The organism is Gellertiella sp. DMC107, from assembly GCF_056313605.1.
The window spans coordinates 721,768-745,014 of sequence record NZ_JBQUZZ010000001.1 but is presented as its reverse complement, the minus strand read 5'-3'; the positions used below and the strand labels follow the sequence as shown (position 1 = coordinate 745,014).

20 protein-coding genes are annotated in these 23,247 nt (G+C 54.8%); 13 read left to right on the top strand and 7 right to left on the bottom strand.

Annotation, left to right across the window (positions count from 1 at the left end; all coding sequences use genetic code 11):
- Window positions 1–436: 436 nt before the first annotated feature.
- Genes ACT54B_RS03525 through ACT54B_RS03515 form a run of 3 tightly spaced genes read left to right on the top strand, consistent with a single transcriptional unit; the run spans window position 437 to window position 2,377 of the window.
- On the top strand, window positions 437–742 hold the full coding sequence (locus ACT54B_RS03525; RefSeq protein WP_476042872.1) for a hypothetical protein: 306 nt from the start codon (window positions 437–439) through the stop codon (window positions 740–742).
- Entirely contained in the window at window positions 742–1,869 is a 1,128-nt protein-coding gene (locus tag ACT54B_RS03520; protein ID WP_476042871.1) for a HigA family addiction module antitoxin, read from the top strand. Before ACT54B_RS03525 ends, ACT54B_RS03520 begins: the two co-directional genes overlap by 1 nt.
- 19 nt (window positions 1,870–1,888) lie before the next feature.
- Window positions 1,889–2,377 (top strand): hypothetical protein, encoded by a 489-nt coding sequence (locus ACT54B_RS03515; protein WP_476042870.1) that lies wholly within the window; start codon window positions 1,889–1,891, stop codon window positions 2,375–2,377.
- 45 nt (window positions 2,378–2,422) lie between these two features.
- On the opposite strand, the gene ACT54B_RS03510 is transcribed toward ACT54B_RS03515, so the two are convergent.
- From ACT54B_RS03510 to ACT54B_RS03500, 3 genes are read right to left on the bottom strand one after another with little or no spacing between them, the layout of a single operon-like run.
- Window positions 2,423–4,342: a UvrD-helicase domain-containing protein gene (locus tag ACT54B_RS03510; protein ID WP_476042869.1), complete on the bottom strand. Its 1,920-nt coding sequence runs from the start codon at window positions 4,340–4,342 to the stop codon at window positions 2,423–2,425.
- Window positions 4,343–4,344: 2 nt separating this feature from the next.
- Window positions 4,345–6,327: an ATP-dependent nuclease gene (locus ACT54B_RS03505; protein ID WP_476042868.1), complete on the bottom strand. Its 1,983-nt coding sequence runs from the start codon at window positions 6,325–6,327 to the stop codon at window positions 4,345–4,347.
- A 13-nt stretch (window positions 6,328–6,340) separates the two neighbouring features.
- Window positions 6,341–7,522: a Fic family protein gene (locus ACT54B_RS03500; RefSeq protein WP_476042867.1), complete on the bottom strand. Its 1,182-nt coding sequence runs from the start codon at window positions 7,520–7,522 to the stop codon at window positions 6,341–6,343.
- 706 nt (window positions 7,523–8,228) lie between these two features.
- Here ACT54B_RS03500 and ACT54B_RS03495 point away from each other — a divergent pair.
- A complete protein-coding gene (locus tag ACT54B_RS03495; RefSeq protein WP_476042866.1) occupies window positions 8,229–10,391 on the top strand; it encodes a phage infection protein in 2,163 nt (720 codons plus the stop codon).
- Window positions 10,392–10,396: 5 nt separating this feature from the next.
- On the opposite strand, the gene ACT54B_RS03490 is transcribed toward ACT54B_RS03495, so the two are convergent.
- The 3 genes from ACT54B_RS03490 to ACT54B_RS03480 all read right to left on the bottom strand — a co-directional run bounded on the left by ACT54B_RS03490 (window position 10,397) and on the right by ACT54B_RS03480 (window position 12,195).
- Window positions 10,397–10,927, bottom strand: a complete 531-nt coding sequence (locus tag ACT54B_RS03490) for a restriction endonuclease (protein ID WP_476042865.1) — start codon at window positions 10,925–10,927, stop codon at window positions 10,397–10,399.
- Window positions 10,914–11,819, bottom strand: a complete 906-nt coding sequence (locus ACT54B_RS03485) for a hypothetical protein (RefSeq protein WP_476042864.1) — start codon at window positions 11,817–11,819, stop codon at window positions 10,914–10,916. Before ACT54B_RS03485 ends, ACT54B_RS03490 begins: the two co-directional genes overlap by 14 nt.
- Window positions 11,820–11,898: 79 nt before the next feature.
- Window positions 11,899–12,195: a site-specific integrase gene (locus ACT54B_RS03480; RefSeq protein ID WP_476042863.1), complete on the bottom strand. Its 297-nt coding sequence runs from the start codon at window positions 12,193–12,195 to the stop codon at window positions 11,899–11,901.
- A gap of 384 nt (window positions 12,196–12,579) precedes the next feature.
- On the opposite strand from ACT54B_RS03480, the gene ACT54B_RS03475 reads away from it, so the two are divergent.
- The 6 genes from ACT54B_RS03475 to ACT54B_RS03450 are packed head-to-tail and all read left to right on the top strand — an operon-like array spanning window position 12,580 to window position 19,090.
- Window positions 12,580–12,801 (top strand): hypothetical protein, encoded by a 222-nt coding sequence (locus ACT54B_RS03475; protein ID WP_476042862.1) that lies wholly within the window; start codon window positions 12,580–12,582, stop codon window positions 12,799–12,801.
- A gap of 25 nt (window positions 12,802–12,826) precedes the next feature.
- Window positions 12,827–14,695: a hypothetical protein gene (locus tag ACT54B_RS03470; RefSeq protein WP_476042861.1), complete on the top strand. Its 1,869-nt coding sequence runs from the start codon at window positions 12,827–12,829 to the stop codon at window positions 14,693–14,695.
- Window position 14,696: 1 nt separating this feature from the next.
- Window positions 14,697–15,542 carry a hypothetical protein gene (locus ACT54B_RS03465; RefSeq protein ID WP_476042860.1) on the top strand — a complete coding sequence of 282 codons (846 nt, stop codon included), beginning with the start codon at window positions 14,697–14,699 and terminating at the stop codon, window positions 15,540–15,542.
- Entirely contained in the window at window positions 15,535–16,293 is a 759-nt protein-coding gene (locus ACT54B_RS03460) for a DUF6339 family protein (RefSeq protein ID WP_476042859.1), read from the top strand. Before ACT54B_RS03465 ends, ACT54B_RS03460 begins: the two co-directional genes overlap by 8 nt.
- A gap of 35 nt (window positions 16,294–16,328) precedes the next feature.
- Window positions 16,329–18,110 carry a hypothetical protein gene (locus ACT54B_RS03455; protein ID WP_476042858.1) on the top strand — a complete coding sequence of 594 codons (1,782 nt, stop codon included), beginning with the start codon at window positions 16,329–16,331 and terminating at the stop codon, window positions 18,108–18,110.
- Window positions 18,107–19,090: an HNH endonuclease gene (locus tag ACT54B_RS03450; RefSeq protein WP_476042857.1), complete on the top strand. Its 984-nt coding sequence runs from the start codon at window positions 18,107–18,109 to the stop codon at window positions 19,088–19,090. The genes ACT54B_RS03455 and ACT54B_RS03450 overlap by 4 nt, the downstream gene beginning before the upstream one ends.
- A 35-nt stretch (window positions 19,091–19,125) precedes the next feature.
- On the opposite strand, the gene ACT54B_RS03445 is transcribed toward ACT54B_RS03450, so the two are convergent.
- Window positions 19,126–20,073 (bottom strand): hypothetical protein, encoded by a 948-nt coding sequence (locus ACT54B_RS03445; protein ID WP_476042856.1) that lies wholly within the window; start codon window positions 20,071–20,073, stop codon window positions 19,126–19,128.
- Window positions 20,074–20,274: 201 nt separating this feature from the next.
- Here ACT54B_RS03445 and dcm point away from each other — a divergent pair, with 201 nt between their 5' ends.
- The 3 genes from dcm to ACT54B_RS03430 are packed head-to-tail and all read left to right on the top strand — an operon-like array spanning window position 20,275 to window position 23,195.
- Window positions 20,275–21,531, top strand: coding sequence for a DNA (cytosine-5-)-methyltransferase (dcm, locus tag ACT54B_RS03440; protein ID WP_476042855.1), 1,257 nt, complete (start codon window positions 20,275–20,277; stop codon window positions 21,529–21,531).
- A complete protein-coding gene (locus ACT54B_RS03435) occupies window positions 21,524–21,976 on the top strand; it encodes a very short patch repair endonuclease (protein WP_476042854.1) in 453 nt (150 codons plus the stop codon). Before dcm ends, ACT54B_RS03435 begins: the two co-directional genes overlap by 8 nt.
- A gap of 1 nt (window position 21,977) precedes the next feature.
- Window positions 21,978–23,195 (top strand): type II restriction endonuclease, encoded by a 1,218-nt coding sequence (locus tag ACT54B_RS03430; protein WP_476042853.1) that lies wholly within the window; start codon window positions 21,978–21,980, stop codon window positions 23,193–23,195.
- The last annotated feature ends 52 nt before the right edge of the window (window positions 23,196–23,247 follow it).

The following is a 23,247-nucleotide window of genomic DNA, read 5'->3' as shown; positions in this document are numbered from 1 at the left end:
CCGCGGATGGTCTGACACCGAGTGAAGCGACACATCGTCCGCGCCGAAAACCGGAGACGGCACGAGCCATGAAAGCCAGATGGGGTTTTATCGCGGGCAAAAGGCGGTGCTGCTCCTTCTGGGGTGCTGCGATTCCAGGTGTTGCGAGCGAGCTTCCTGTATCACGGCTCGAGATTAACGGTCCGGCGTTGGGCAACTACAGGGCTTCGGTGAAATGGCGCGCCGCGCCGGGTGAAGACGAGAACTATATCTACGCTATAGCCCTCCTTTAAGCGTGGTTCGAATTCTCCCCGCGTCACCGCAGTAGGTCTCCTCCTCGGCAAGGCACGAGGAAGAGGACCAAGATCGTTACGGGACGCGGAACCCAGAATAGCGACTTAACGCCTTGCGTTAAGTCGCGTTGACGACATCACGCGACTCAGCTATGGTCTGCCCAATGGAGATCGAGTTCGCAGACCAGCAGTTAGCCCTGATTGAAACGGAACGTGCAGCAGACACGAAGCTGCCGGTTGCCGTTATTCAATCTGCCCGGCAGCGGTTGAGCATAATCCGAGCCGCCCCTGATGTTCGCACCATGCAGAACTGGCGGAGCCTCGGCCTAAAAGCGCGAGCAGCAGACTCTCCAGAACATTTGATGATTTTAGCCCCGCAGTGGGCAATGGTCTTGCGAATTGAGGAAAAGAATAGTGCTATGACAGTGATCATAAGGGCGATGGAAGAGCAAACAAGGGGTGCGGCATAATGGCCAGCGCTAACGCCGTCGCTATTGATCCACCTGGAGTCTTCATCAAGCTCGAACTGGAGGTTCGTGGCTGGTCGCAGCGCGATCTCGCCTTCATTCTCGGGCAGACCGAGCAGCAACTTAATCCCTTGTTGTCAGGAAAGCGCGCGATCACGCCGGATATGGCACGTTTGCTTGGGGATGCCTTTGACGCGTCCCCTCAATTCTTCTTGAATCTTCAAAGTCAGTACGATTTGCAGAATGCGAAGGAACCTGATCCGGCTGTTAAAACAAGGGCTGAACTGCAAAGCTTGTATCCTGTACGCGATATGATCCGTCGGGGGTGGATTCAGGACGGGGAGTCATCCCTGCTTCAGCTTCAGATGGACAGGTTTTTCGAGGTCGCCAACGATCAAGGGGCTGGCGCGATCGCTTTTGCCGCCAAAAGGACGCATTACGACGAAACTCCCCCTCATCAATTGGCGTGGGTTTTTCGGGTTCGGCAACTCGCAAGCAATATGTCGGTGCAAACTTTTTCATCGGACAAGCTCCGCAGCGCGCTCCCAAAACTTCGGGCTTTGATGATTGATCCTGAAGCGGTTGAGACCGTTCCAGCATTGCTCGCAGACTGCGGTGTACGGTTTGTCGTTGTTGAGGTTCTACCCAACGCGAAGATCGATGGCGTGTGTACCTGGCTCGATGACCAGTCCCCCGTCATTGGAATGTCGACGCTGTACGATCGCCTTGATAACTTCTGGTTTGTTCTGCGACATGAAATCGAGCACGTCCTTCAGGGGCACGGAAAGCACTCAATCGGAATGGTCGACCACCTAACAGGTGATAACGCGTCAGATGACAAGAATGAAAGCGATGAAGAGCGTGTCGCAAATTTAGCCGCCGCTGATTTCTGCGTTCCAAGTCAAAAGATGGATTCATTCTATACTCGAAAGCATCCATATTTCTCCGAACGGGATGTTATCGGATTTGCGTCGCTGATGGGCGTCCACCCAGGGATCGTAGTGGGACAGCTCCAAAAGCGGATGAAGAGGTATGATTACCTTCGTAAATATCAGGTGCCCGTGAGGCGTTATGTAGTGAATTCGGCGGTAACCGACGGCTGGGGCAATGTTGCCGAAGCGCATCTCTAGATTTCAATGATGGTGATGAATGGCAAAGTTTTCTGAGCAAATGCAGGCGATTTTCGATCGCTATACCGAAGAGGTAGATTCCTCTCCGGTATCGCTCGACAACGTTGCTGCGTGGGCGATCGAACAAGGGCTTTACCGCCCGCAACCGCGCGACGTGGTAAAGCTTTGCCGTGAGGCGCTGGCCGAAAGCCTACGGCAAGAGAAACGGATCGACGCCCAGGGCAGGAAGTACAGAGCCAAACACTCTGTACGAACCAATATCGGCGGCGTTCAATTGAGCCTTTGGGCGGACATCGACAATGCTCCCCGCTCATTCATGGAAAAATCCTTTAGTCAGCGTCGAAAGGCCATCGCGGACGACTGTTTCCAGGTTAAGCAGGATGTTGATCACTTCAACGACGAGAACCCCACTGAATTGCCTATTCAGATAGTGCTCGATTTCACTGATGACGTTGCCGAAATGGAAGCTGCCGCACGCCGCGACAGAGACGACGACGAAGCCGCTTGATCACCCGATCTCCATATCGGGAGAGTTGGCGATAAAGCCGTCAATTCAAGTCACTGGGAATGTTCGGACGCCTGCCTTCGCCAGCAGATCGTACAGCGTGGCTATCTTGCTTCGTGCGCCCTTACGAGCGCAGTAGGTGAAAACAACCCGTTGCTTCGCGCGCGTGAAGGCGACGAAGAAGCCTGCGGTAGCCTCGATCTGGTCGTTGGCAAAACTCCACCATGCGCCATCATCAAGACCGACGAAAATGACGCTGTGGTATTCGAGCCCCTTGCTCTTGTGGATCGTCATTAACGGGACCGCGTGGACGCCTTCATATGCGTCTAGCGTCGTTGACCAGTCGCCGTCGCTGGATGACGATCCAGATAGATGCACGGCGGCTGCATCCAGCACCTTTTCCAACCAACCTCCCTGACCATAGGCGGGATGAACTGCGATCAGCCGATCTCGACCCAAGAATGCTACGATGTCGTCAATGATCGCCCGCGCCGCCGCTTTCGACTTTGGCGGAGCAAGATGATTTTTGGAAAGATTGACCGTGTAGGCGTCTAACTCGTGGGCCAGTTTGGACTGCGCCCCCTCGTCATCAGGTGCGATGCCTCGCAGGGCCGCAAGCGCTTCTTGGCATTCGGTCCAATAACGACCAGCGCGCTTGGTCATGGCGAGGCGCAAAATGACCATCGGCAGTTGAGACGCTTCTTCCGCGAGCAACTCTTGCAGCATAACCGCCCCAACGGTTCCGGCCTCGTTGCGCAGTGGAATGCCGGCGGCATTGAAGGCTGGCTCAAGGACGGCCGCATAATCAGCAGCCTTCTGGCGAACCAACAAAACGAAATCACGCGGGCCGAGGTTGTGTGTTTTCATCTCGGCAGTGACGAACGCAGCCAAGCGATCCGCCTCGACCTCCGGCGTAGCGAAATCCCATATCGCACAACTTTCCCCGCCGATCGTACCGGTGGTCTTTGAGATTGGCGCTACGGCGCGAGCATCCAGAGCCTGTGCAAGGACATGCTGGATGCGTACCAGCTCCGGCGAAGAGCGATAATTGTTATAAAGCGGTGTTCGCTTGCCAGCGAAGTCAGCATCAAAGGCGGCGAACGGATCGTCCATCGCCATTGCCCAGCGCATGATCTGCTGCTTGTTGTCACCAACGGCCGTGATAACCGTATCGGTGCCGAGGAAGATCGTGCGGACCAGATCATATTGGATCTGGGTCGTATCTTGAAACTCGTCCATGAACAGATGCGAATAGGTCAGACGGAGCGCATCGCGCGCCATCGGATTGACGCGCAAAAGGAGTTCGGCGAGCCTCCCGATCATTGGAAATGAAAGGACACATTTTTTGCCTTCGTGGAGCGACATTTGCCAGAAGCGATCTGCCGCCCATTGGCTGACGGATGGATTTACCCAGCCATCCACGGGCAAGGGCGAGCCAACCAGATGGCGGCGCTCGAATGTTTTCGTCGCTATTGCTTGTATGTCCGCATAACTCCCGACCGAAGATGGAGGCGAACCGACTTGCCGATATAGAAAGTTAGCAAAAAATTGCCCACGATACATCGGGTCATACGGATTCAATATTTCGTAGTCTGGCCTTGGCCGCCAGCGTTCAGGCAACGCCTGACCAAAGCGATCGATCAATCCCTTGGCAAAGGCATCAAAGGTCATCGAGTCGAAGCGCCCTGCATGATTGCGATGGCAACGCTGACGGACGCGCGCGGCGAGGTTGGTCGCCGCGTCTCGCTTGAAGCTGATGGCGAGAATGCGCCTTGGCGCGGGTGCGGCGCCTGTCTGGAGGAGGTAGGCGGCGCGTTGCGCCAGCAATTCCGTCTTGCCCGCGCCGGGGCCAGCGATAACGGACCGATTGTCCGTCGAACGCACAACCTTCAACGCATTCGCTTCGAGCGCATCCACCCCCACGGGCTTCCAATCATCCGGTCGTACACGTCGCGAGAGCACCGCCATGACTAATCCCGCCGCAACGACTTGGCGATGTGATTGAGGACCTCGGCCAAAACCGGAGGCATTTTCTCAGCCAAGTCCTTTTTCTTGATGTGGGTCAGAGCTGCGAGATGCGTTGCAGGCTTGCTGTTGGTGAGGAAGTGATAACGGTAGGCTGGCAGAAGCGCCGGATAGTCCTTGAACGGACCGGTGTAGAGCGTGAGCCCCGGTCCCGCTGTCCCGAGCACCACTTCCGCCGCCTTGTCGGCGGCCATCTTCGGACCGCCACCCTTCGGGATGATCGCTTTATAGGCGTCCGGGAAAGCTCCGAGCATGGCCAGATCGAGGTCGAGAGGCGCTGAAAAGTAGACGCCATGCGGCTTCAGGCAATCGACCCAACCCTGCAGAATTTTACGATCCTCTGGGTCCTGCCAAGTGTGCATCGTGGCAAACCGTTCGTCGGACAACACGCCCCCATCGATCTTCAGAAGCGTGGCCTTTGGCACGCCGAATTCGATGAGGTTCTCGATCGCCGTCTTCACGCGACCAAAGCCACCGCCGTCGCGACCCAGATCGAGATCGAGAAGGGTCGCGTGCGGAATGCCCAGATGTTTCAGCAATCGCCAGAAATGCTGCACATGCCGCCCGCCCAAGGGCACGATGGCGACGAAGGCAGGATCGATCAGGAGATCGAGCGCATCGGCCAAGGGCGGCAGGACGATCCGTTCCGAGTCGCCTTCGACCAGCAGAACGAACCGGGCGAAGTAGAGTTCAGGATAGGCGAGCATCGCGCCACGGACGAACTTGGACGCCTCGTCAATGCCCGGCGGCATCTTGATTTTCTTGACCGTCGAGACCCGCGTCTTCGGGTCGCACCGGCAGTAGCGGACCTCTCGCGGATTGACGCGGCTCAGCACCGCCGGCGAATGGCTGGTGATGATCGCCTGCGCGCCGCCGGCGTCGGTCAGCGACCGGACCTGGCGGATGATGCGCGCGAGGAAGTATGGGGAGAGATGGTTTTCCGGCTCTTCCAGCGCGAACAGCGTGAGCGCCGGGATACGCAGGGTATCGTTACGGAAGCCGTCCACGGTGCCGGCGACAACCTGACGCTCCAGATCGAAAACGGCTGCGGCCAGCGCGAAATAGAAGAGCGATTGCTGACCATCGCTCAGGGCGTCGAGGCCGCGTTCCTGGCCATCCGGTCCCTGCTCAAAGATCACGGCAATCTTGTTGACCACCTCCTCAAACCGGCGACTGACCAGACTAAGCCGTGGTTTTGTATCGACGACATCGTCGTGGAGCCCTGACCAGCGCGCCTGCAAGGCTTTGCCGATCGCGGCGATCGCCGACTCCCCCTCGAATGCGGTAGCCAGATTTTCAGTTGCCGTTTGAACAGCCTTCTCCGTTTTGGATGACCATTCGATAGCGCGAAGAAGGCGAGCGGCGAGCGCGCCGGTCGTTGCCTTAATCTGGGCCGCCGCGTCCCGGCTGGCAGGCGTGTAATAGAGTTGGATGAGACCGCGATCCGCCGCCGAGACCGGATGGCATTTGTCCTCGGCGGGATCGTCATCGAGCGTATCGACCCAGAACAGTTCCTGCGAAACCTCGCCTTCGACGGTCCCGTCATCTTCCCATCGCGCTTCGAGACGCAACCGGCAGACTGGCGATTTTCCCTCCCGCTCGATCTGCATGTGCCGGAACGACGGTGCGATGGTCTCCGGTGTCGCGGTGCCATCGGCCAGCTCGGGCAAGCCGATCAGCACGTCGATGAACATATCCCTTGGTTCACGGTCCTCGGGATCGTCATCTGCGCCAAGATGAAAATCGGATCGTTGAACGGTGCGCTGCGCCCGCGACACGCCGAACAGCTTCGACAGAGCATGGAGCAGCGCGGTCTTGCCCGCCGCATTCGGACCGACAACCGCCGTGATCTCTGACGAGATCGGAACCGTGATTGGATCTGGACCGAAGCAGCGGAAGCCGGACAGGGTTACAGATTCTATACGCACAGACTTCCTCCCGTCAGGCCGTAGTGGGGAGCGGGTCGGTTCCCTCGCTCAGGATGGCGAGATACCGCCGGTAACTGAACACGCGCCCCCGTTTGCGCCCGGTGATTTCCTCAACAATATCGAACCGTTCCAGATCGGCGAGCGCCGCATTGACGGTTGGGGCCGAGAGGCCAGTCTTTTGAACGAGCTGGTTGGCGGTCAGGAACGGATTCTGCTGAAACAGGTCATGAACACGCAACGCGGAGCCGGCGCGATCGCTCTGCGTCGTGATCCGTTCACGGTCCTCCTTGAACAAATCGACGATCCGGGTGGCCGCATCGAACGCCTGATTGGCTGTATCCGCCACGCCCGTCAGAAAGAAATCGAGCCAGGCTTCCCATGCACCGTGTTCACGCACCTCCTGAAGGAGGCGGTAATAGTCGGCGCGATGGGCTTTCAGATAAAGGCTCAGGTAGAGCAGCGGCTTGCGCAGCACGCCGTTGACACAGAGATACAGCGTGACCAGCAAGCGGCCGATCCTGCCGTTGCCGTCCAAGAACGGGTGGATAGTCTCGAATTGAACGTGCAGCAAGCCCGCCTTAATCAAGGCGGGCAGTCGCGAGCCTTCCTCGTGCATGAACCGCTCAAGCGCATTGAGGCAGCCTTCCATCTCGGTCGGCGGGGGCGGCACGAACAGCGCGTTGCCTGGGCGCGTGCCGCCGATCCAGTTTTGCGACCGGCGGAATTCGCCGGGATTTTTCGTACCGCCCCGCCCGCTTTGCAACAGCCGCGCGTGCATCTCGCGGATCAGCCGCAAAGACAAAGGCAGTTCTTCCAGTCGCTCCAATCCATGCATCATGGCATCGACGTAGTTCGAGACTTCGCGAATTTCGTCGATCGGCTGGCCGGCCTGCGCCTCGGTCTCGAAGCGGAGCAGGTCCGAAAGGGTTGATTGGGTGCCCTCGATCTGGGACGAGAGGACCGCTTCCTTCCGCACGTACATGTAGAGGAACAGCTCTTGACGCGGCAGCAGCATGGTGATGCCGTCCAGCCGACCCAACGCCCGCTCTGCCAAGCTCAGCTTCTCAAGCAGGGCCAGCACGTCGATCGATGGTTCCGGCGGCAATGGGGGCGGCACGAAAGCGCGCACGATCTCACCCGCGACCGGGGTCTCGACAAAACGGCCTAGACGGAGGTTGGGAGCTGATTCGGACATGCCCCATTATGGGGCCCGTCGTTATTTAAGCAATGACCGTTTGGTTTAAATAGGAGTTCAGCCAAGTTAAGCGGCCTTAAATAGCGGAGCGATAACATCATGGGCGGGTAGCTTCGTCAGCCGAATGGCTTCTTCGGCTTAGCGGACGATTGCTCATCCACCGATATGAAGGCACGGAGCTGTCATACAAAGCTCCAAACGCGAGGCCTTCGCAGGAACCGAAGACGATTCGAACTTTGTTACCGTCAAACGCCGCTGTTTCTACGCTTTTTTGCACATAGGCCGCCCGCTACCCGATGCAAAGGGGTACGTTCGGCGGTTATAGCGTAGTGTAGAGGGCATTCGGCGTAAAGTGGCGCGCCGCGCCGGGTGAAGAGGAGAACTATGTCTACGCCATAGCCCTCCATAGTTCTTCATAATGTGAGTTTGGAATGCAGGCGTCAGAACGCTACTCCCCCTGCGCAATCAGACGCCCACTCCACTGGCACTTCACGTGCCGATGCCCCAATGAGCACCTGTTCGCCAGTTGCCGCCATGCTGTGCCCGGTCCAATCCCCACATATCACCTGGTGGACGAGCGATGCCATGCGCACTGACGCACTTCATCCAATCCGACGGCCATAAATGAAATTCGGTAGAATATACCGTCTTCCCGGTTGCCAAAGCGCACTGATAGTTGTGTGATAATTATGGCAGGGGGATCAAAATGCAGCAAATTATGGTGAAGCTCGAGCATTGTTACGGCATCAAAAAATTAGATGCAGCATTCAATTTCTCCAATGGGAATGCAGTAGCGATCTACGCTCCCAATGGGGCAATGAAATCATCGCTCGCGAAAACCTTTCAGGACGTAGCCGAAGGTGCGGCGTCCAAAGACCGAATATTCACGACTCGGACGACGACCCGCGACATTAAGGATGAGACTGGTAAGGACCTAGCCGCAACTGACGTGCTTGTGGTGCAGCCATATGATGAAGTCTTGGGACATTCAGCGAAGACATCGACGTTGTTGGTGAATGCGACACTTCGCAGAGAATATGAGGAACTCTACGCCGAGATTGATAAAGCCAAAGACTCGTTCCTGGCAGCGATGAAAACGCAGTCGGGGTCAAAGAAGGACTTGGTCGCCGAGATATCGTTGACCTACACGAGCCGCGCGGACGATCTTATGACCGCCCTCGTTCGTATACGCGAAGAGATGAAATCTCAAAAAGAAACACCTTATGCAAATTTGAAATACGATGTGATTTTTGACGAAAACGTGTTGAATTTTCTAGCAACAAAAGATTTTAAAACGACGATCGAGGAGTACGTAAAGAAGTATAATGAGCTTCTCGCCAACTCAAAATATTTCAAAAAGGGAACTTTTAACTACTACAATGCTGCGACTATTGCGAAAAGCTTGGCTGATAATGGGTTCTTCCGCGCAAAACATACGCTAAGACTAAACGCTGGTTCTATAACGGATATCGCCGACGAAAAAGAACTTGAAGCGCTTGTTAAAGCGGAAAAAGACGCAATAACAAATGATGAAGCTCTTAAAAAGAAATTCGCTGAAATCGAAAAGCTACTGCAAAAGAACGCTGGGATGCGAGGCTTTGAAGCATATTTGAGTGAGAACGAGGACGTGCTTCCGCGACTCTCGAATGTCGCCGCCTTCAAGGAGGACGTCTGGAAGTCTTATATCGCATCGAACTATGAGCTTTACGAAGACTTGCTCGTCAAATATCAATCCGCTGAAAAAAGGCGGCAAGAGATCGAAGCTCAGGCATCGAGGGAGAGAACGCAGTGGGAAGATGTTATTGATATCTTCAATGACAGGTTTTTTGTGCCCTTCACGTTGATCGCCAAAAACCGGACATCCGTCATACTTGGACAAGAACCGATGCTCAGCCTCGGATTCACGTTCGACGACGGCAGCGATAGCGCCCCTGTTGATCGAACGGCGCTGATAGCCGCTTTGAGCACTGGTGAGAAGAAAGCGCTGTACATCTTGAATATCATCTTCGAGATCGAAGCAAGACGGGCAGCAGGGCAAAACACATTATTGGTCGTCGATGATGTCGCTGACTCCTTTGACTACCGAAATAAATATGCGATCATTCAATATCTTAAAGATATATCCGACGGCCCGAATTTCAACCAAATAATATTAACACACAACTTTGATTTTTTCCGAACTCTCAATAGCAGATTCGTAAAATACTCAAATTGCTTCATGATATCAAAGACGAATACGGAAATTCAACTTGGAGTCGCCTCCGGTATCAAGAATATTTTTGTCAATGATTGGAAGCCAGGCTTTGCTGCCGATCCGAAAAAACGAATAGCTACTATCCCTTTCATGAGGAACCTCGTCGAGTTCACCAAGGGCGAAGATGATCCAGACTTTATAAAGCTGACGTCATTATTGCATTGGAAGATCGACACGCCCGCCCTTACGGAAGCCGATCTATATGACGTTTACAATCGGTTGTTTGGAACTGCGCTAGTGGCCGCCAACGCGACAGCTTCGGTGCTGACGATGATGGAGAGCGAGGCAACTGCTTGCCGGTTGGCCGCCGGAGGTGTGAATTTCGAGAATAAGATCGTCCTAGCGATCGTAACTCGTGTACTCGCCGAGAAATATATGGCCAATATAATCTCTGACCCGGGGTATGTGGCTGGCATCAAGGCCAATCAAACTGCAGCACTGCTGAAGCGCTATCGAACCGACTTTCCTGGTCATCGCGACAAAATTAAAGTGTTGGAGAAGGTCTTGCTGATGACACCGGAGAATATTCACCTCAACTCATTTATGTACGAGCCGATCTTGGATATGTCTGACGAGCATCTGAGAAAGCTTCATGAAGAAGTAGAAAAACTCTAGCGATCTTAGATCGTGCCTTTAACAGCTAAGTCACACAGCTTCTCTTTAATCATAAGAATAAGTTGGTCGGTATCGGTAAGCGCTCGCAAATCGTCGGCATCCAAGACTATCAGTCGGCGCCGTTCGGCCTGCGCGCCGGCGATCAAGCTATGGGCGGCCGTTAAATCATCTGCAACGCCCGTAATTCCATTCGGCGCGAGCAAAATTCCGAAATCTTGTCCGCGATTTCGCATCTTTGTCAAAAACCAGCTCACTTCGTTGCTGCTGACTCGAGCACTCCAGTTCTTGCATTCGACTAGGATGATGTTCGGTAGAAAAGGGAGTCCAAGGGGGTCTGTATCGTTCCATAGAGCGACGTCGATTTCCTCGGTGTGGAAAGCATTCATTTGATTGCGTCGCGTCACTGCAATTCCCGGTACAAGTCCGAAGATGTAGCAGATCAAATCTTCGAGTGCCCGACCCTTTTCAGTCGTGGTGGCCCCATCAGCCCCCGTCGCCAAGTGCGCTTCGATAACAGCGACGTCAATTGGAGGCATCGCGACCTCTATTATGAACCCTGTCATGCCTCAGATCGGTGATGATGCGCGCGAATGACCGACTTTCCAGCTTTTTGAAGAGCAATTCCAACGAAATCGTTAAGATGGTGGGGGCGAGGGACGTCAGTACCTTACGTGGAATCTCGCTGCCTCCATGAATAAGCAGACCCCATTGTGCACCAGCCGCCAAAGTATGGAGCTGGAAAGATCGTAACATGGATTTTTCGCGTTCCGTATCTCGCCATTGTCCCCTTACTTCAATCAGCAATGGGTTCCCGACAAATGGCTGGAGTTCATCTGACCACACGGCGATATCGAACCGATGATCTTTGTGCTTGGACTCTGACAAAGCTTCGAGGCCACTTTCGCGAAGAGCGTCGGCGACAACACGCTCGACGGCGGCATACTCACGGTCATCGATATGGCGATTGACCTGGGTAAGATAGAAACTTGCCCGTTGACCGAGGGCGGTTGTCTGCTGAACTGGAGAGGGAGAGGATTTCGGAGTGGGGGCAGGCGCTGCCAGCAGCTGCTCGAGGGTGAACCCGAGCGCCTCCTTGTTATTCAGCGGTATACGCAGAATCAGAGCGCCTTGAAGGGGTAAAGGCACAAAGCTTTTCGGAGGGGCGATAAGTATGGTCTGTTTCTTTAGGCCGATTGCCATACCGAGTTCGAGCAAAACCCATTGCGAGCGACGTTCGTTCGTTAGCACGCCAATCACAAGGTCCGCCTGCTCTATAAGAGAGGAGGTATGGGTTGCCAGAACGGTCGACTGAGCAAAATCATCAGGCGTCAGGATATCGATACCTTTTTCGGTCAAAGCTGAACGAATAGCGTCGAGGTTGGCACCTGGAGGTGCCGAGATATAGCAGGTCGTAATTTTCTTAGTCACGCGCCTCTCAACTCCCGAGCGTTTTCATTCACACCGTATACGAGCGAAAATTCCTTGCCAATAAGTCGTTGTAGTTGAGCTAAATAAGAATCCGTTCGACCTTGTTCAGGCTCACATCATCGCTGCGGCGGTCATAGAGTTGGATCGTACGCGTCGAGGAATTGTTGACCATTTGGGCCGCCTTTTCCAACGTTGCGTCATTTCTGAGATAGGTCGTGATGCCCGTGCCGGGCATGGAATGGTTTCCGACCTTCGTGCCGATCGCTGCGGAAAGGCCGTGACGGCGGACACGCTCATATGCGTCGGACTGGTTCAGGGGTGCGCGCTTCAATTCACCCGCGCCGCGTCCCGATCCCCGCCGGATGGTCGGAAACAAAGGTGCCTTCGGTTCGCCCTTGAGGCCGCAGGCTTCAAGCCATTTACATAGCACTCGATCGTGTGGTGGCGTGGCAGGGTAGTATGTTGCGTTCCACTTTTTCGTGCAAGCGAATCCAGTGGCGGCGCTGCTGGATGAACACATCCTCCGCGTTCATGCCGGGTGACTGCGTATCGCGAATATCATCAATATTTTCAGGGATTTAAAATTCTCGCCCATGAAGCCCTGTCAGACTCTGTTGCAGTCCTGGAGGCGACGCTGCGCGCGGCCACTTGCCGTTAGTCGGTGAAACATGTGAAAAATATTACACATAATTCTGAAATATTATTGACATGTTTGCGATCAGGCTAAATATTGGAAGAATAAGAAATTCAGGTGATGTGCATGACTAAAAAAAGAGAAAAGTTTGTAGAACTTGCTGAGGCGAGGGTTAATCGCGCGATAAAAGATCTTCAACTTATCGGAAATCTGTCAAACACATCCGCTTACGAATTTACCGAAGCTGACATCCGAAAGATGTTTTCCGCCATCCAGAAAGCGATGGAAGTCGCGAAGGCGCGGTTTGCCCGTGATGGTGATACGGGTGGTGGAGAATTCAAACTTTAAATACGGTGAGGTAGGGAGGTGGGGGATGGCGGGGATACGCTTTCTAACGAACGAGGCTAGTAAGGTTGAGGGTCTTGCATACGCAGGCTTCGAAACCTTCCGAGGTTCACCGTACACAAGCTGTGCTCGTGAGACCGGGCAGAACAGCCGCGACGCAATGCGGGGATCCGGTCCTGTCCGCGTCAGCTTCGACATGCTGTTGGTAAAGCGGCAGGACATCCCTTTTGCGGATGAGCTCCAGCATTCCATTCAATGCTGTCTCAAGGCGCCACAGAACGAAAAAACGAAAGCTCACCTTGAACGCGCGCTCGCTGCAATATCGGCGCCGATGGTCAAGATCCTGCGGATATCTGACATAAACACCACAGGCTTGACGGGACCTATCGATGACCCCGGCTCCGTATTCACGGCCCTTGTGAAAGGGGATGGCATCACCAACAAGCCCGATGAAACGTCCGCCGGTTCATTTGGTATCGGTAAAAATGCGGCTTTTGCCATATCCGAACTCCAGACGGTCATCTATTCGACCTGCTATGAAGATTCAGACAATGTTGTCCAGTTCGCCGCACAGGGAAGGCTACGTCTGATCTCTCACAATGACGGAGAGCGAAAATGCTCGGCCGAGGGTTACTGGGGGGATTCAGGTTTCAGGGCCATTGAAGATCCTGCCGCGGTACCGGAGTGGCTGGCTAGGGAAGAAATCGGTACCTCGATTTATGCGATGGGCTTTGATGAGCGTGATCATTGGGCATCGCGAATGACGCTGTCACTTGTTACCAATTTCTTCGTCGCGATTGACCGCGGTCAAATCGAGTTTGTCGTCGATGGCTCCGTGATCAATAGTACGTCACTGGATACCGTGCTGGAAGACAAAGGTCTGGAGGCGCTTGCGCATGAACATGATCAGCTTGCTGAACTGGATCGTGCTCGCCGACTTCTGTTATGCATAAGGTCAGAAGCTGCGACACGGCATGGCATCACTATCTCGGGGCTCGGGGATTTTACGCTCCACCTGCTCGTCAGCGAACAGCTTCCCCGCGAAGTGCACGTGTTGCGCAACGGCATCTACATCACCGACAATTTCGCAAAGTTTTCGCAGCCGATGCGCCAATTTCCGGGTACCAGAGAATTTATTGCTGTGCTTGAACCTGCTTCGGCAGATGAAGGTCGCGCTCCGAGCGCGTTGCTCAAGCAACTCGAAAATCCTGCTCACGATGCGTTTGAGCCGGACCGGATTGTTGATGAGAAAGGTCGAGCGCTCGCGCGTGAGCAGATCAAAAAGCTTATCAGCGAGGTACGCAAAATCATCCGCTCGGTAGCCAAGATCGATGAGGTGCAAAACAGCCGCCTCGATGAACTCTCGTCGATGTTCGCGGATACCGGTACGACGCGCGATGAGGGCCGCGAAGACGAAGAACGAGATCCCGACGCTTACATCTACCAGGAGCCGCGGCGGGGGACACGTCGACAGGCCACGGGAGCGACCGGGAAGGGAAAAGCCAAAAAGCGGGGCGGCACTGGCCGCAGCCAGGTCGGTTCTAGGACAGGAGAGAGCCGCAAAACTCAACGCAGGATGGGAACCGGCGCTGCGGTGCCTCTGGATGCCATACGTTCAACGGCGAGAGCCGGCAATCCAACAATCCGTAGCGTCTGGTTCACGCCGACCGCATCTGGCAACATCGAACTCGCACTCGAGGCTTCGGGTCTTACTGATGATGTCAGTCTCGACGTGCAGTCGAGTTCTCCTGGAACGGTCAGCAAAGGGCGGGTGCAAATGAATGTTCGCGCCGGCCAGCGCGTGCAGCTTGAGATCACGCTTACCGAGCCATTTGCGGGTCCAGTTGAGCTCAGTGCGGTCAAATTCACCGCGGCTGAAGAAAAGGAGCCCGTGTAGGATGAAAATTTCGGAAACCACGAGCTACCCGCATCCGGTGCTAGCACCCTGGTCGAGTGATATTGATGGAGCTTCATTTCATGCAGAGCTCACATTGCGTGAGGATGGGGCGGCGCAGCAGGTCGATATTCATTGCAAGGTAACGCTGGAACAACCTGAGCTGGTAGCGCTGATTGAGCAGGGTGACGCTACGTTTGGATGTTTCATCACCTGCGTTGCTACAGGCTTTCGCCGCCTGCAGCGCTTCGGATTCCCCTCTGGATCACACCAGTTTGCGCCGGGTGCTTTGCTGGGCCGGGTGCAGATCCGGCCTATGGTCTGGGCATTGCGTCCTATTGCAGCCTATGCTCCAAACGGGGGCCATCCCGAGTTCGGCGGCCCGATCGATGTTGAGGTCGGACAAATACTCGCTTTGGATGACGAGCTCCGGGTTGACGTGCTGCGTCCCGCCTTACCCTCGATTGAATCGATTTTCGAAATATTTGCTTCCAAGGAGGTCCCCGAAGGAGAGTTCGAAGTCGACCTCTCAGGAGACAGGATTCACATCATGATGGGGGAAACTTCGTTCTCTCTGGTTCAGGGTTTAAGACAGACGGACGAGGCAACGCGGGGAGTGGTGATGAATGCACTGTATGTGCCGGTCGTCATGGAGGTTCTCCAGCAAATAGCTGGAGGGCCTGACCAGCACTCTCACTGCAGATGGTTTGAACCCTTCCGGAAGCGCAGTGAACTCCTTGATATCGACCTGAAGTCACCGGATTTGCTTACGGACGCCCAGATACTGCTTGGCAAGCCCTTCGCTGGCCTGAACCGGTTGATCGAACAGGAGGATCTCGTGAATGACTGAGGCCGTCAGACTTGTGTCGCAGCCGGTGGTCGATCGGCTTGCAGAGACGATAACGCAAAACATCGATCGGTATCGCACTGGTGATTTTTCCGATCTTGCTAGAGAAAACGGCTGGGCGATCGAATCGCGGATTGCGGCCTGGGATCCCGGGATTGCTTCCAAGCTTGATCCTGCTGGAACGCCCGAAGCTGAAATCCAGAATTCACTCCTCGTCTGGAATGGGTTTTCCGGCATGACGCCCGCGCTCGCCCGGGAAGAGAGGCTCTGGACACGTCTATGTCACGTTGAATGCCTTGATTTCGCGCGCGGTCGCTGGCTAAAGGGCAACGACAAGGACGCCAACATGGTCAGGATTCACTTTTTTGCCAACGGCATCACAGGTTGCCGCGACGACAATGCGATTGGCCGGCTCTGGTGGAACGGTCACGTTGCAGCCTTGGCTTCTCCGGGGAACGTTGAGCGTGGGTTGCGTCGGTTGCTGGCCCGGGCGAATTACCGGATGCAGATCATTGAGAGAGCCAATACGGGCTTCCGTGAGCCGCTGGTACGCGGGATCGTGCGTTTGCTGGACCAGGAGCCTTGGCTCAATATAGACGATGAAGCAATTGTTGATTTCATGGTCGAGGTCAACAAACGCAGCGGTAGCTTTGTGTTCGAAGCTCTGGATGATGCGGGGATTGATCTTCATCTGCAACACTGCGTCGCGTTCGCAAAAGCTCGCAAGCCACGGGCAGCATGGGTAGCCGCTTGAGCAAGTGGGAAAAGCAAAAGATCAGCGGCTCCTGAATGACACCTGACGAGCGGGACATTATCAGGGACTTCCTGAATCAGCTGGCGAGTGAGGAAGAGACTCTTCATCGCGACATCCGGCTGGATCGCGTCGGCCTCGCGTTTCGGACGGCCATCAATGAACTTGACTGGTACGTGTGGAACTACCGGCAGCAGCAAGAACCGACCGAGGAACAGGAAGAACAGTATTACCTCATCTCGCTTGGTGTAGCGCGTCTGGTTTTGCTCTCAATGCAAATACACCGCGGCTATCCCGTTCCAGCGCTCACTTTCAGGCGGCAGCGCCGGCTGTATGGCGAGGTTCTGTCGCTGGTCAGTCATCTTGGTTTTATCCAGCATGGTCGTCGAGTTTCCGACTCGGCTTTCGCGGGCTTTTGTCAGGTCACCCGCGATACTGAAGGGCGCTTTAATTTCATTCTGCCGGCGGGCATTATCGATCACGGTGCTGTAGAAGATGATGTCAGTCACCATTTCTCGCGGGAAATGGCGCGGGTCAGGCATGATTTCATGCGAACATCGGAGGGCCGTAATCTTCAAAACGTCATTGATGAGCTACACACTGACAATGTGTTTGTCTTTCGCGAGCACTTCATGGGCTATAATGCTGACCCTCTGCTTGACGAATTTTATTTTCAGGCAGCCTGGAGCGATCTTAAAAATGCGATCGGGTTTGATTCATTCAACGAGCTTCGCGAGTTTGGAGGCATCTCCTACCTAAAATACACGCTTGCAGCGGCATTTGTGGCTTCGCTCTGCCTTAAGCACGAAGCGTTCTGCCGTGTCATGGTGAAGAAGCATCCGGAAATCCGGATTGAGGATATCCTGACGATATCCGCAGATAAGGCGGGATTTATAACGTCTATCCGCGAGGCTCTCAATTCTTTTGGTCTCAACTTCCGCCACTACACCACCACAACGGAAGACCAGGCAGAAAGGATCTATGAAATAATTGCAATCACCCCTCGTAACGCCAATCTTCTGAACAATTCGAGCCCGGCGCTGCCCTGTGTAATCGAATTTGCGAACGACGGAATCATCAAGTGTCTCTCCGGAAGACATCATCAGATGGAGTTTCTGCTTAACTCGCTGAAGCATACCTACCCCCGCGAGTACGATTCGTATCAGCAGCTTCGAGAGGGGTCATTCCAGACTGCAGTTGAAGGTTTGCTTAAGTCGTCATTCCCTGATCTCGTCATACGGAGAAACATCAAGCTTCGTAAGGACGGAAGGGAATTAACCGATGTCGATGTGGCTGTTATCGACAGGCGGCATGGTTACCTGCTGCTTGTGCAGTTGAAGTTTCAGGATAGCGCTGCCCGTGATTTCCGGGCGGACGCCTCGCGGATGGCGCGATTTCGAGAGGAATCCCTACGATGGCTCGATGTCGTGTCGACCTGGCTTGAGGAAGCCGACGAACAGATGCTGCGGTCGGCATTTCGCATACCCCGTGGCACGCAGATCAGGCAAATCCGCAAGCTGGTACTCGGCAGACACCATGCCTGGTCGTTGCGATCCGTCAGTCTCGACAACGATACGTCCTTTGCTTCATGGAACCAGATGATCAATACCGTCATGCTCATGGAAAAGCAGCAAGGGGATTTCCGCACACTCGGCGGAGTTCATACACTGCTCCGCAAATATGTCGTAGATGCGCCCGACCGCCACCATCGCGACCAGGCTCCCGTCGAATATGTTCTTGATAAACTGAAATTTTCTGTCGTGCAGACCCGCAAGGACGAGCCGCCTGTTTCCGGCTCTGCAGAGACCAAAGCATCATGAACCGCGTCTGGTCTCTTCTTACAATCGACGGCGACCGTCAGTATGGCGGCAACACGGGTTATCGAGATGATCCGGGAGCTGTTTATCGATATGACAGTGACGTCGCCAATCATCTGCGCGTTCAGGTTGGCGATATCATATTTGTCCGTTCTCGTTCCGAAGTGCTGGGCATCGCTGAAATCGAGAGCATTTCTGAAGGAGCAGGTCCGAAGGATCGGTTGCGTTGTCCGGAATGCAACGCGACAAACATCAAACGGCGCATAACCAGGATGCCGCCTTGGGCATGCAAAAACGGTCATTTTTTCAGCGAGCCGATCAACGACCCTGTCAGAGTGACCACTTACGAGGCACAGTACGCCAATTCATTCCGCCCCGTATCTCCCGAGCTGACAGTAAGCCGGCTGCATGAGGCGGTGCTGAGGCCCAGTGACCAGATGTCGATCAAGGAAGTTGATCTTTCCCGTCTTGAGCCCTTTCTCGATAATAATGCATTCGCACTGTTGAGGCGTTACGTCCGTCGAATGCAGGTGCCTGAGGAAAACCGATCACGACTAAAAGATGATTTCCCATCGATTGTGGCGAGGCGGCGCCGTGTTTTACGAGAAATCAGTCTCCGTCGGGGCCAGCCGCAGTTTCGTGAGAGACTTCTGCGGCGTTACGGAATGCGCTGCCAGATAAGCGGTTATGGTTTTGCCGAGGCCCTCGAAGCTGCCCATATCAGGCCCTATGCAATCCATGAAGAAAACGGCGTCGGGAATGGACTTTTGCTGCGCAGTGATCTTCACACGCTGTTCGATCTCGGTTTCATCGGTGTTGATCCCAATACCCTTCGTGTTTCATTCAACCCGGCTTGCTTGTGCACGGAATATGCTGCCTACGATGGGATTGTCCTTTCCATCAATGGTTCCAGCGGGCCAGATCCCAAGGCTCTTGAAGAGCATTGGGAAATCTTCCAAAGTCGAATGTCGGGAGAAGCATAGCTGGAAACCGCGACTATAGCGTTCAGGTCCACGATTCAGATCTGTTCCAACGCTTTTGCATCGAGTTCGCGGAATGCAGTGCGGGGGATTCTGACAACCATGCTCGTGCTTCCTCCCATGCTTTGCCCGCCGCTTCGAGGCACCCAGGACGCATATTGAGCTAACTTGTCGAACTCGGTGAACAGCCAGCGTTTGAAGGTACGCGTTGTTGGATCCTCGATTTCGCGCACAACGAATAGCGAATGCAGGTTTCCACGTCTTGCTGCGTAGTGGGCCAGTTTGACGAACGGCCCGGTATCCAGCCCAAACCACTCTCCTATATCGTTGTCACGGGCAGGAGCTTTCTCCTTGATTTCGATGGGGTATGTGTATCGCTCGCCCCAAACAATCCCGTCGATATCGGATGTCTCGCACATGAAGCGGTCTTCGACAAAGACCCTCAGGTTCTCATGAGAAAACTGTACGAGAACGTCCGCATCGGATAGCGACGATACATTGGTGCTGTATCGCAGATAGTTGTATCTGCGCGAGCGACGAATAAACGCTGTAAAGGCCAAATCTGCATCCGCAAACTCGGTCTGCCATGGAACCCCAAGCTGAATGAGTTTCCAAACCACAACTTTTCCCGTACTTCCTCCGGAAATCACCGGATGTGCGTAGAAACTCCTTATGCCGATCTGATGCATAGTTGCGCAGATTGTGTGCAGGGTAAGTGGGATATCGGTGCGTGAAGGCTCCTTCGAGTAGTCACGGTCAGCATCCAGACAATGTGGGAACACTGCGACAGTGCTGTTTCCGAAATCGTGTTCTCCCTTTTGCCGAAAAATCCAGCCGCCCGGTGAAACCCGTTGCGATGCGCCCAGACTCTGAACGTAAGATCGAAAGCTGGCTTCGGCTTTCATGCCGTGGAGTTTATTGGCATTGAGGCTGGAAGTCGACCGTTCAAGATAGGCCCTCATCTCCGGGATTGACATTTGCTGCATGGTTTCCGATCCGGAATGGTAATCGCGGTTGTGGTACGGCCTTATCGCGGAAGCTCGCGCCTGTTCAAGAGAGTTGTAGTCAAATGGATTTGAGGGGTTGATATCCCAAAAAACTTGAGAACAATAAGAGAACAACGATTGCTATCTGGGAAATTTTTTGTCAGTTTGGCAAAAAATTACCCAGAGAATGGCAGGTGATTCGTGCAGCAGACACGTCAGGACGAAAACGAGTTCAACCAGCTGTGTCAGCGAGCAGGGCTCACGCCGGGTGAGGCCGGTACAGTACTTGCTGTTTCAGACCGCACAATTGCCAGGTATATAAACGGCAGCAGCCGTCCGACCGATCTCGCTGTTCGCACGTTGAAGCAGGAAGCTGAAAAGAGGAGTGCTGGTACCGGGCCGATCTCATTCCGTTTCATTGATCTGTTTGCAGGCATCGGCGGGTTGCGTATTGGCTTCCAGGGTATCGGCGGACATTGTGTGTTCACGTCGGAATGGGACCAGAATGCCCAGAAGACCTATGGCCTGAACTTCCGCGATAGTCATCGCCTTGCGGGGGATGTTCGCGAATACGCCGAAAACCCGGACCTGATCCCTGAGCATGACATCCTGCTTGCGGGCTTCCCCTGCCAACCATTCTCGATCGCCGGCGTTTCGAAGAAGAATGCCCTTGGTCGCCCCCACGGGTTTCTATGCGATACCCAGGGCACGCTGTTCTTTGATACCGCCCAGATCATTGCGCATCATCGACCCGCAGCTTTTGTGCTCGAAAACGTCAAGAACCTTGAAAGTCACGACAAGGGCCGGACGTTCGCCACGATTATCAATGTGCTCACGAACGAGCTTGGCTATCACGTTCAGACGCGGGTGATCAGTTCCGAGCACTGGGTACCGCAGCGCCGCGAACGTATTTTCATTGTCGGTTTCCGTGAACCGACCGACTTCGATCTGAAATCTCTCAAGCTTCCGGGAAATGGACCGAAACTTGGCAGCATTCTTGAGCCGCATGAAGAGGTCGACCCGAAATACACCCTGACCCCACGTCTTTGGGAATACCTGCAGGCCTACAAGGAAAAGCATAATTCGAAAGGCAACGGGTTCGGATACAGCCTGTTTGGTCCTGATGATGTGACGCGGACGCTCTCTGCCCGCTACTACAAGGATGGGTCGGAAATTCTCGTCGCTCAACCTGGTAAGCGGCCACGTCGACTGACGCCCCTTGAATGCGCCCGTCTGATGGGCTTTGACAGGGGCGATCGCCGCTGGAAGATACCAGTTTCGGATACTCAGGCTTACCGTCAGTTTGGTAATGCTGTCGTGGTTCCGGTGGTAGAGTTCCTTGCGGACTCGATGAAGCCATTTATTGAGTCCGCATTGCTGAGAGGCGCCGGTCGCTCATTGGCAGCGCCTGTGACTGTAACTCGCCCCGATCGGGAGCCAGTTAGCGCGCATGGCTGATATCGTCCCGGCTGAAGTTCGCAGCCGGATGATGTCGGGCATCCGTGGTACCAACACGAAGCCGGAACTTCTGCTGCGCAAAGGGCTCCATGCTATGGGGTTTCGCTTTCGGCTGCATGATCGCTCGCTTCCCGGCAAGCCGGACATTTTCCTTCCGCGCTACAAAGCGGTGATATTTGCACATGGCTGCTTCTGGCATGGCCACGATTGCCACCTGTTCAAATGGCCCTCAACCCGCCCGGAGTTCTGGCAGACGAAAATCGCGCGCAATCGCGCTGTCGATGAGCGGACTGATGCAGCTCTGACAGAAGCTAGTTGGCGCCAGGCAATCGTGTGGGAATGTGCCCTGAAGGGCAAAACGCAACAGCCTCTCGAGGACGTCATTCAGTCGTGTGCCGAGTGGCTGAGATCGGACCGGCCGCGACTGGAAATCAGGGGAGGGTAGAATGCGCCGCGGGCTTTTGTCAGATCTCTTTACCGGAGTTGTCGCCAAGCGTTTGACGCTGGTTGAAACCATCACGCACAAATCGAACCAGCACGAATTTCAGGGCACAAGACCACTTCGCCGGCTTCTGGGCGACGATGATCGCAGAGGTATCGCGACACGCTTCATCTGGATATCCGGCGAGCAGGAGGCCTTGGCGGAAGAAGGCTTCATGAGCTGGTCTAATGTCCGCAAAGGAAAGCCGCGCGCACCCGAGTATCACCTCTACTATTCCTCAAACGCCGTCACCGAGCTGATGCAGCCTGGCGACATGCTGTTTCTGGCTTTGCAGCAAGATGGCTCGATCCTCGTCGTTGTAACGCCCTCTGCTACGATCCAGAACCAGCTTCTCTGGTTGTTTGCGCTGGAGGAGCAGCCCGAATTCGCTTTCACATTCCAGGAGATCGACGGCGCACATAGCGCCGAACTCGATTTTGCAGCGCGCTATATTCTTGATGAGTTGGGGATCGAGCCGGAAGAGCCTGAAGCCGATCGGCTCGATAGCCTCATCGAACGGTTCGGTCTCGACTTCCCGAAAACACGCGTGTTCTCTGAGCTTGCGCGGACATCGATGCCGGAGGTTTCTGCTGCCGACGATCCAGACCTTGCGCTGATCTCATGGATGGATCGCGAGGAGCAGCTTTTCAAAAGGCTGGAACGGCGTATCGTCGCCGCACGTATTGGAAGCGGCTTTGGTGCGGCTGGCGACGCTGACGTTGAAGGATTTCTGGCGTTCTCGTTGAGCGTCCAGAACCGACGAAAGGCGCGGGCGGGACAGGCTCTCGAAAATCATCTTGAGGCAGTTTTTGCCGCCCAGCAGATTCGCTACGTTCGGGGCGCGGAGACAGAGAACCGGAACAAGCCCGATTTTCTGTTCCCGGGGCAGAATGAGTATCGTGATCCGCTGTATCCGGAAGCAAGGCTGACGATGCTCGGTGCCAAGTCGACGCTGAAAGATCGCTGGCGCCAGGTTTTGTCGGAGGCTCTACGCATCCCGGAAAAACACCTTCTTACCCTTGAACCCGGGATATCAGAAAACCAGACGGACGAGATGCAGGCCAAGAAACTGCAGCTCGTCGTGCCGAAGCGGTTGCACAATACCTATCGGCTGACACAGCAGGCGTGGCTGATGGATGTTGCCGACTTTGTCTCTGTGGTGCGATCTCGTCAGGAGACCTGATCCACTCGCTCAAGTTAGCAAGTGCTGCGGTCGCGGGCTCTCACAGCCCGGC

What these genes read in the sequence shown, in the direction of transcription:
- ACT54B_RS03515 (WP_476042870.1), top strand. Translation starts at nt 1,889, where the DNA reads ATGGCAAAGTTTTCTGAGCAAATGCAGGCGATTTTCGATCGCTATACC.
- ACT54B_RS03435 (WP_476042854.1), top strand. Translation starts at nt 21,524, where the DNA reads ATGGCTGATATCGTCCCGGCTGAAGTTCGCAGCCGGATGATGTCGGGC.
- ACT54B_RS03490 (WP_476042865.1), bottom strand. Translation starts at nt 10,927, where the DNA reads ATGCCTCCAATTGACGTCGCTGTTATCGAAGCGCACTTGGCGACGGGG.
- ACT54B_RS03525 (WP_476042872.1), top strand. Translation starts at nt 437, where the DNA reads ATGGAGATCGAGTTCGCAGACCAGCAGTTAGCCCTGATTGAAACGGAA.
- ACT54B_RS03500 (WP_476042867.1), bottom strand. Translation starts at nt 7,522, where the DNA reads ATGTCCGAATCAGCTCCCAACCTCCGTCTAGGCCGTTTTGTCGAGACC.
- ACT54B_RS03450 (WP_476042857.1), top strand. Translation starts at nt 18,107, where the DNA reads ATGAACCGCGTCTGGTCTCTTCTTACAATCGACGGCGACCGTCAGTAT.
- ACT54B_RS03520 (WP_476042871.1), top strand. Translation starts at nt 742, where the DNA reads ATGGCCAGCGCTAACGCCGTCGCTATTGATCCACCTGGAGTCTTCATC.
- ACT54B_RS03510 (WP_476042869.1), bottom strand. Translation starts at nt 4,342, where the DNA reads ATGGCGGTGCTCTCGCGACGTGTACGACCGGATGATTGGAAGCCCGTG.
- ACT54B_RS03470 (WP_476042861.1), top strand. Translation starts at nt 12,827, where the DNA reads ATGGCGGGGATACGCTTTCTAACGAACGAGGCTAGTAAGGTTGAGGGT.
- ACT54B_RS03495 (WP_476042866.1), top strand. Translation starts at nt 8,229, where the DNA reads ATGCAGCAAATTATGGTGAAGCTCGAGCATTGTTACGGCATCAAAAAA.
- ACT54B_RS03460 (WP_476042859.1), top strand. Translation starts at nt 15,535, where the DNA reads ATGACTGAGGCCGTCAGACTTGTGTCGCAGCCGGTGGTCGATCGGCTT.
- ACT54B_RS03430 (WP_476042853.1), top strand. Translation starts at nt 21,978, where the DNA reads ATGCGCCGCGGGCTTTTGTCAGATCTCTTTACCGGAGTTGTCGCCAAG.
- ACT54B_RS03445 (WP_476042856.1), bottom strand. Translation starts at nt 20,073, where the DNA reads ATGCAGCAAATGTCAATCCCGGAGATGAGGGCCTATCTTGAACGGTCG.
- ACT54B_RS03465 (WP_476042860.1), top strand. Translation starts at nt 14,697, where the DNA reads ATGAAAATTTCGGAAACCACGAGCTACCCGCATCCGGTGCTAGCACCC.
- ACT54B_RS03455 (WP_476042858.1), top strand. Translation starts at nt 16,329, where the DNA reads ATGACACCTGACGAGCGGGACATTATCAGGGACTTCCTGAATCAGCTG.
- ACT54B_RS03475 (WP_476042862.1), top strand. Translation starts at nt 12,580, where the DNA reads ATGACTAAAAAAAGAGAAAAGTTTGTAGAACTTGCTGAGGCGAGGGTT.